At 66.9% G+C, this 6,186-nt stretch carries 7 protein-coding genes and 1 pseudogene; 4 read left to right on the top strand and 4 right to left on the bottom strand.

Going from position 1 to position 6,186, the window contains the following annotated elements; all coding sequences use genetic code 11:
• The 4 genes and pseudogenes from AB7U92_RS19940 to AB7U92_RS19955 form a co-directional block, all read right to left on the bottom strand.
• Window positions 1-493 (bottom strand): annotated as a pseudogene (locus AB7U92_RS19940) (ethanolamine utilization protein EutJ); the annotation flags it as partial.
• Window positions 494-1,891, bottom strand: coding sequence for an aldehyde dehydrogenase family protein (locus tag AB7U92_RS19945; RefSeq protein ID WP_128003332.1), 1,398 nt, complete (start codon window positions 1,889-1,891; stop codon window positions 494-496).
• Between the two features lie 175 nt (window positions 1,892-2,066).
• Window positions 2,067-2,384: an ethanolamine utilization microcompartment protein EutM gene (gene eutM / locus AB7U92_RS19950; protein WP_128003331.1), complete on the bottom strand. Its 318-nt coding sequence runs from the start codon at window positions 2,382-2,384 to the stop codon at window positions 2,067-2,069.
• 39 nt (window positions 2,385-2,423) lie between these two features.
• Entirely contained in the window at window positions 2,424-2,735 is a 312-nt protein-coding gene (locus AB7U92_RS19955; protein WP_428581029.1) for a EutN/CcmL family microcompartment protein, read from the bottom strand.
• 200 nt (window positions 2,736-2,935) lie between these two features.
• On the opposite strand from AB7U92_RS19955, the gene AB7U92_RS19960 reads away from it, so the two are divergent.
• From AB7U92_RS19960 to AB7U92_RS19975, 4 genes are all read left to right on the top strand, one after another.
• On the top strand, window positions 2,936-3,244 hold the full coding sequence (locus AB7U92_RS19960; protein ID WP_205854957.1) for a hypothetical protein: 309 nt from the start codon (window positions 2,936-2,938) through the stop codon (window positions 3,242-3,244).
• Complete coding sequence (locus tag AB7U92_RS19965; RefSeq protein WP_128003329.1) at window positions 3,241-4,215, top strand: HAD family hydrolase; 975 nt, start codon at window positions 3,241-3,243, stop codon at window positions 4,213-4,215. Before AB7U92_RS19960 ends, AB7U92_RS19965 begins: the two co-directional genes overlap by 4 nt.
• Window positions 4,216-4,605: 390 nt before the next feature.
• Window positions 4,606-4,926, top strand: coding sequence for a hypothetical protein (locus tag AB7U92_RS19970; RefSeq protein ID WP_128003328.1), 321 nt, complete (start codon window positions 4,606-4,608; stop codon window positions 4,924-4,926).
• Window positions 4,923-6,186 (top strand): PEP/pyruvate-binding domain-containing protein (locus AB7U92_RS19975; protein ID WP_428581034.1); only part of this gene is annotated, 1,264 nt, incomplete at its 3' end. The genes AB7U92_RS19970 and AB7U92_RS19975, both read left to right, overlap by 4 nt.

Raw genomic sequence — 6,186 nt, forward strand, 5'->3', positions numbered from 1 at the left:
CGCCACGGAAGACGCCGACACCGGTCGAGCCGCCACCGACGTCCACCACCGCACCGTCTTTGACTTGCAGAATGGCGTTCGCCGCAGTGACTTCGTCGACCAGGCTGCGGCAATCGATCCCCGCCTGCTGAAGCACGAAGGCACAGGCACGGCAGTCGCTCACCGGCACCGTCGGCGGATGCGCGGTCGCCGCTGCTTCGATCTGCGTGCCGAGTGCCGATTCACTGCTGGCCTTCAACTGCCGTACCGCCTGTACTGCGCCATGAAAGTCGACCACGACTCCGTCGCGGACGACCTGGGCGCGGACGAAATCCCAGTAGACGGGCTCGCCCTGCGCGTCCACGGCAGCGATCACGATAGTCGCCGTGCCGAGGTCGACCCCAAAACGCAGCGGCCCCTTCGGCTTCGATGGCTCGCGCAGCCGCACGGCAGCGCTGTCCAGGAAGCGCTGCGCATGCGCCAATCCAGTGTCGGCCCGGGTTCGACTGAGCATCTACAGCCCCATCGTCGGCAAGTAGATGTCGCGCCAGGGGCGGTTCTGGTGGGCGACGCGCTTGATGTTGATGAGGTGCATCGGTGTCACGTTGTCCGACACGATCGAGCCGCTCCAGGTGCCCGTGCCCAGCATGAACGACGGGTCGGTCCCGGCGCTGAACCCCATTCCGCCGAGCAGGCTCGGCGTGTTGACGACGACGCGCGAGGCCGGCAGTTCCGACATGCGTGCGACCATCTCGGCGTCCTGGCCGTGCAGACCGAGCGTGTGACCCTCGCCGCCAAAGGCCAACACCTCGCGGCAGCGCTGATGCGCTGCGCCAAGATCGCGTGTCCGATAGAACGACAGCACGGGTCCGAGGATCTCGGCCGACAGCGGTGTCTGGGGGCCCACGTCGTCCAGCGCGGCGCCGAGCACCTTCGTCCCGGGTGGCACGTTCATGCCGATGCGCCGGGCAAGCGTGATCGCGGTCTGACCGACGGCCTCCGGATTGAGCGCCCCGCGTCCAATAAACAACAACTCGGTAAGCCGGCGCTGCTGCTCGGCGTCGAGGAACACGGTGCCGTGCTGCTCGAAGGCCTGGATGGCGGCGTCGGCGATCGGCTCATCGAGCACCACCGACTGCTCCGCAACGCAGGCGGTGCCGTTGTCGAACGACTTCGACGTGATGACCATCAGCGCCGCTTCCGACACGTCCGCCACCGAACGATGGATGTAGACCGGGACGTTGCCGGCGCCGACGGCCAGCGTCGGCTTGCCCGAGGAGTAGGCGGCCCGGACCATCGCAGCCCCGCCGGTCGCCATAACGAGCGCGGTGTCGCGGTGCGCCATTAACTCGCGCGTGGCGGGCAGCTGGCCGCCCGACAGGCACTGCAGCAGGCCGATCGGCGCGCCGGCGCGCTCGGCCGCCTCGGCCATGATCTCCACGGTCCGCACGCAGCACTTCGCCGCCCGCGGATGCGGCGCGCAGACGATCGCGTTGCCCGCCTTGACCGCCGCCAGGCACTTGAAGATCGTCGTCGAGGTGGGATTGGTCACCGGGATGATCGCGGCGATCACGCCCATCGGCGCGCCGATCGCCGTCACGCGTGCCACCTCGTCGGTCCACAGCACGCCCAAAGTGCGCATTTTCTTCATCGCATGCGCGCAGAACTTGGCGTTAAAGAGGTTCTTGAGGATCTTGTGCTCGTACACCCCGTAGCCGGTCTCATCGACCGCCAGGCGCGCCAGTTCCGCCGCGGCCACCTCGGCAGCATGGCCCATGGCATCGACGATTCGGTCGGCCTGCTCCTGGGTGACACCCTGGAAGGCCTCGAAGGCTTGGCGGGCGAGCTGCGCCTTGGTGCGCGCCTCGCCGATCGCCACGAGTTCTGGATCTAGGAAGTTGAAGTCGGTCACATCGTCACCTGCTGCTCGTCGGCTGCTGCAACCCGCGAAGCCGGGCGACGTCTTCGCGGATCAGGCCGCGGACGATCGCCTTGAACTTGTGGTCGTGGCAGTGCCGTATCGCCCACAGGGTGCGCAGGCAGTCGCGCGCCCTTTCGCGAACGCTTGTCGCCATTGCGCAAGCGCATCAGCGCGGCTTGGGCAGGATGCCTTCAACGTCTTCGTGCGGGCGCGGGATCACGTGCACCGAGACGATCTCGCCAATCTTCCCGGCAGCGGCCGCGCCGGCATCGGTCGCGGCCTTCACCGCGCCGACGTCGCCGCGCACCATCACGGTGACAAGGCCGCCACCGATCTGCTCGCGCCCGACCAGCCGCACGTTGGCCGCCTTGACCATCGCGTCGGCGGCCTCGATCGCGCCGACCAGGCCCTTGGTCTCGATCAGCCCGAGCGCGCCGCGCGGGCCCTCGTTGACCACGCCGGTCGTGGTGGGGTTCGTTGCCATTTCAGCATCTCCTTCGGGGGTTGAAAGTGCGCCAGCGGCCTAGCGCTTCTGGAAAGTGGTTTCGCCGTCGAACTGAACCGAGTCGACAATGGCTACGATGGCGGCGTCGGTGGGAGCGTTGTGTCCGTCCGAATCGACGCGCGCGGCGCTGCCGAGCGTCACGAGCACGATCTCCCCAAAGCCGGCGCCGACCAGGTCGATCGCGACGTAGGTGGAAGACGGTTCGACGCGGTCGCCATCGTCCAGCGGTGCCGAGGCCCGCACGGGCTCGAGCAAGAGAAGCTTGTGCGATGCCAGCCCGGCGGCCTTGATCGATGCGACAACGTTGCCGCGCACGCGAGCCAGCTGCATCGTGTCTGTCTCCGTATCTGTTCTAGGAATGGACTGAACGGTAGCTGTCGCGCAGTGCGGCGTCATTAGCCACCGTGGAAAATCAAAGGCGGAATCCGTTATCCATGCCGGCCATGGTGGCCGCCGTTCGCCGCCCCTAGAGTTGCCACAGAGTTCGCAAGAACGAGCCCGCGTGCGCAGGGACCAAACGGAGACAAGACGTGATCAAGGATCAGGACGCGGAATTCCACGTCACCGACTCGGACCCGACTTCGGCTGAGACGAACTCATTCGGCTTCGTCAGCGCCGAGCAGAAGCTGAACGTGGGCGTGTATGCGCTCTTCCGGCCGAACCCCGGCGTCGTCAGCTCCACGATCTGCATGAATTCGGGCCGCGCCGTCGCGCCCTGGGAAGCGGACTGTCCAGCAGCGAGCGCGGCGTCGGGACCGGCATCGCGGAGCGCGGATCACAGAAGCGTGGCGATTCGCGGGCGCGTCCCACGAACCGAAAGGAGCCGAGGTACGCCGTGACCCGCGCGATCCTGTTCGACCTCGATGGCACGCTCGTCGACACGCGAGCCGCGTCATGGCAGTTGTTCTCTGAGACGAATCTCGCGTTCGCACTCGGGATCGACTCGCGCGAGGCCTTCTTCCGGGCCTTCGAAGGCAACTTCTTCGAGTCCCTGGCCAAGCTCTGCCCCGATCCGCAGCGCGCCGCGGCTGTCAAGGCACACTTCATGGAACTGCTGCGCACGCGCTACCACCCGGCACTGATCCCGGGCATGGTCGACGTGGTGCGCGCGCTGGCGCCTCACAGCACGCTGGCCGTCATCTCGACGAACGGCATCGAGGCGATCCGTCGCATTCTGGTCGGTGCCGATCTGGCCAACTGCTTCTCGCACGTCTTCTCAGGTGACGTGGAGCCGCGCAAGTCGGTTTCGATCCGCCGTTTCCTCGGCGACCATCGCTACGCGGTGCAACGCACCTGCTCGCCAGCCTATAACGATGGCGAAGGCAGCCAGGCGTCGCTGCAGGCGCAGGATGTCGTGTTGGTCACCGACACCGTCGGAGACGTCCGGGAGGCCCGCGAAGCCGGCATCCGCGCGATCGGCGTAACCTGGGGCATGCACAGCGAACGCCAGTTGCTCGATGCAGGCGCCGAGCGGGTGGCGCTGTGGCCGCAGGAACTGGTCGCCTGGCTGCGCGACGCCGATGCGCCTGCGGCGAGTTGCGGCTGCTCGAGCGGGTCGGCCGACAGCTGCGGATTGCCTCCAGCACCGGCGCCGGCCATCCGCGCTGCGGCCACGCCAATCACGGGCGACCCTTTGGGAGAGGTGGCGCGCCGTCGCCGCGAACGCCAGCTTCACACCCGCGTGCAGATCGCCGCCGCGACGGCCCCTGCGGCATACGGCGCCGGCACGGCATCGGCCGTGTCCGGCTCGGCCACACCCACCGAGCTGATGTCTTCGCTGCGACGAATCCTAAAGGAAGGAGACCACTGAGCGGCACACAACAGATCGCCTAGATGTCGAGGGCTCCTCGAGCGAACACCCTCCCTGCCCCAAGACCAGGGAGATACCGTGAAGTCATTTCGGAAGGCTTCAACAGCTTCGAGATCTCGAAGAATCCGGACGATCTTCTTCGCTCCGGCGCTGAGGATGGGTGTAGGGGTGCAATCACGTTGTCGGGCGCCCCAGAGTCGCACCTCGGCATCCGCTCGCGCGAGTTCTAGATCTCCTGCGCGATTATGGCGTACCTGAAGGACAGCGATTCGCGCTTCGAATGATGAGAAAGACGGCGCTGACGACAAGCGCGGGCAGTTCAGCTGGCGAGGGCAGCCGAGCTGGGGCAGGTGGTGCTGGTGGACTAACAACAACGATCGGAGACAACACATGGACTATCAGAAACAGAAACACAACCGCAACCAGCCCGCCGACGACGGGCTTCGCTTGCAGGACCAGACCTACATCGGCATCTTCGGGGACGTGCCGCACGTCCGGGATGGAGTCCTCGGCCACCGCATGATGAAGGCGCGCACGCAGGGCGAGACCCTCATGAAGGTCAGCAGGGCGAATGTGCTGTGCGACCCGTTCACGATCCCCGAGCCGAACGACCTCCAATGCCACCTTGCCTGGGACATCTACGACGTGGCCGTGATGCGTGCCACCGAGAGTGGCTCTGGAATGTGCCCGCGCCAGGAGAGCACAATATGAAAGCGCAGTGCTCCGCCACGTCGGCCCCAGCCGTCGACGTTCCCAGCCTTGTCCACCTGATCCAGGAGATCGACGGCATGGACACGGCGAAGTTCGGTGGCAAGGCCGCGGGACTGGCACGCATGGCCGCCGCTGGTATTCCCGTTCCGCCGGCTTTCGTCATCGGCACGGACGCCTACCGCGCCTTCCGCGATTCCGGCGATCTGCCAGAGAACCTGATGCCCCAGGTCGATCGTGCGATGCGCGTGCTCGAGGGTCACACCAGCCGCTCGTTCGGCGGTCTGAGCGCGTTGCCGCTGCTCGTATCCGTGCGGTCGGGGTCGCAGGTCAGCATGCCTGGCATGATGGACACGGTACTGAACCTGGGCATCACCTGTCGTGGCGCGCAGCGCCTGGCGCAGGAGACCGGCAACGCCGACTTTGCCGTCGACACCTGGGTGCGCTTCTGGCGCATGTTCGCCGAGATCGTGCTGGACCTGGAGGCCGAGGTGATCGAGCACGCGGTTGTATCGCTGTTGGACCAGACGCGCCGTGAGCCCTCCGAGGAGAACTTCCTCCGGCTGGAGACCGCCGTTCTCGGCGCGATCGTTGCGCAAGGCGTCAACGAGGTCAGCGCCGATCCGGCCTGGCAACTGCGTCGGGCAATCGCCGCCGTGTTCGAGTCCTGGGACAGCCGGCGCGCGCGCGCCTATCGCGCGCACCACAAGATCTCCGACGAACTGGGGACCGCAGTAACCGTGCAAGCGATGGTCTTCGGCAACCTGGACAGCCGCTCGGGCTCCGGAGTCGCCTTCACCCGCAACCCGAACACCGGTGCGCGCGAGTTGTACGGCGAGTTTCTCGCCGGCCGCCAGGGCGAGGACCTGGTGTCCGGCTCTGCCACGCCGTCGCCGCTCGGGGCACCCGGCGGGCTGTCCGAGGCCCATCACCGCGAATTGGCCGACCACGGGCATCGCCTCGAGGAGATGTACGGCGACGCGGTGGACATCGAGTTCACCGTCGAAGGCGACCGCCTCTATTTCCTGCAGGTCCGCCCTGCCAAGCGGACAGCGGCAGCGGCCGTCCGGATTGCCACCGAGCTGGTCGACGAAGGCATGCTGGGCCGTGCCGCGGCGTTGAAGCGGGTCAGCGTCGAGCAGCTCAAGAAGCTGCTGCGACCCGCTTTCGAACCCGATGTGCTGGTACGAACCCGTCCGCTGCTTGAAGGGATCGGGGCCAGTCCCGGACACGCCTACGGCATTGCCGTGCTGGTTGCGGACC

Source organism: Piscinibacter sp. (genome assembly GCF_050175855.1).
In the GTDB taxonomy this organism is placed as follows: domain Bacteria; phylum Pseudomonadota; class Gammaproteobacteria; order Burkholderiales; family Burkholderiaceae_C; genus Piscinibacter.

What these genes read in the sequence shown, in the direction of transcription:
- eutM (WP_128003331.1), bottom strand. Translation starts at nt 2,384, where the DNA reads ATGGCAACGAACCCCACCACGACCGGCGTGGTCAACGAGGGCCCGCGC.
- AB7U92_RS19955 (WP_428581029.1), bottom strand. Translation starts at nt 2,735, where the DNA reads ATGCAGCTGGCTCGCGTGCGCGGCAACGTTGTCGCATCGATCAAGGCC.
- AB7U92_RS19970 (WP_128003328.1), top strand. Translation starts at nt 4,606, where the DNA reads ATGGACTATCAGAAACAGAAACACAACCGCAACCAGCCCGCCGACGAC.